General features: G+C 60.6%; 1 protein-coding gene. It reads right to left on the reverse strand.

Annotation, left to right across the window (positions count from 1 at the left end):
• Positions 1-1,181, reverse strand: a 1,181-nt coding sequence (locus EN857_RS33200) for a pilus assembly protein TadG-related protein (protein ID WP_348630801.1), incomplete at its 3' end; no start/stop codon positions are given.
• Positions 1,182-1,340: the final 159 nt, after the last annotated feature.

The following is a 1,340-nucleotide window of genomic DNA, read 5'->3' on the forward strand; positions in this document are numbered from 1 at the left end:
CAGTCCTGGTTGATGTTGGAATTGCCGGACCACTGGATGGTGTCGGCCACCACCTGCGTGCAGCCGTTCTTACCGGAGAAATTGCCTAGATAGTTGACCTGCTGCTTGGGAAAATAAATCGCTCCCGTAAGCGAGGAGGTGGCGGTGCCGTTGAAGGTACTCTGCGTAGTGGTGCCGGTCCTGTCGCCATAAAACAGTACCCCGGAATACGTGCCGGAGGTCGGCGCGCTCATCGTCACGGTGGCATTCCCGTTCATGCTGACGGTGTTGCTGCCCGACATATAGATGGTGACGCCACTGCCCGAGATCACTGCACCCGCGTTGATCTTCATATTGCCTTGGAGGACATAGACGCCCGGCGCGAACGTGACGTCGCCGCCGAGGTTCATACCACTGCAGTAAGTTCCTGGCTGGAGTGTTTGCGTCGTTTTGTTGCCGTTAACGTTCTTGCAACCGCCGCTGGCGGTCGGCGCCGGCAGGCTCCCGAACGGGTCGGATGCCGGCAGGGCCTGGGTGATCTTCGATGTGCATGTCGTGGTCACTGGGTTGTTCAGCACCATGCCGCCCACGGTGATCAGGCAGTCAGCCTGCAGACCGGACGCCCCTTGCACCTTAATGGCGTCCGAGGCTGTTGAGTTGGACATGACCGAGCAGCCGTTCAGCTTGACGCTGGTGCTACCGGAGAACAGCGCCGCCTGCGAGGCTGACTGACTGAGCGCCAGCACGCAGGCTTTGGAGGCATCGGTGACCAGCGCCACCGCCCTCGCCTTCTCGGGCACTTTGCTAGAGGTGAAGATCGAGGTGAAGATCCGGTCGAGGTTCTGGTTGAGGATGACCTCGACTGCCTTCTGGGTCGTATACGCCCCCGTCGTCGGCGGCGCGTGGACGGTGATGGTGCCGGTGCCCAGGCCGTTTTCGGTCGCCGATGTCGTGGCAGTCGTGGTGATGGTGGCTGTGTCGGAGCCCCAAGACTTCTCCACCGCGCCGGCATAGGCGGCAGCGTCCGCCGTCGCCTGAAGCCTCAGGCTGGAATAGTACCAGTAAGATGTCTCGACGCCGAGCCCTGCCCCGCCGACGACGACCGGCAGCGTGAGCGCGAAGAGGGTAGCGACGTTGCCGCCCTCGGCGATGCGCAAGCCGCGAGAGAAGAATTTTCGAACGATACGAGCGAGTGACGCCACGGCAGCCTTCCTCGAAATCAACCTGCAACAATGTGAAAAGCCATGTTGATAAAAGAACAGCTAATATTTTTGCTCTATTTGCAGGGGTTGGACTTTAGTGCCTGGTCGACTGGGCCTTGCGTCCCACTTACGCGAGCATCACGCGAGCGAGCATCTTTG

Source organism: Mesorhizobium sp. M4B.F.Ca.ET.214.01.1.1 (genome assembly GCF_004791545.1).
GTDB lineage: Bacteria > Pseudomonadota > Alphaproteobacteria > Rhizobiales > Rhizobiaceae > Mesorhizobium > Mesorhizobium abyssinicae.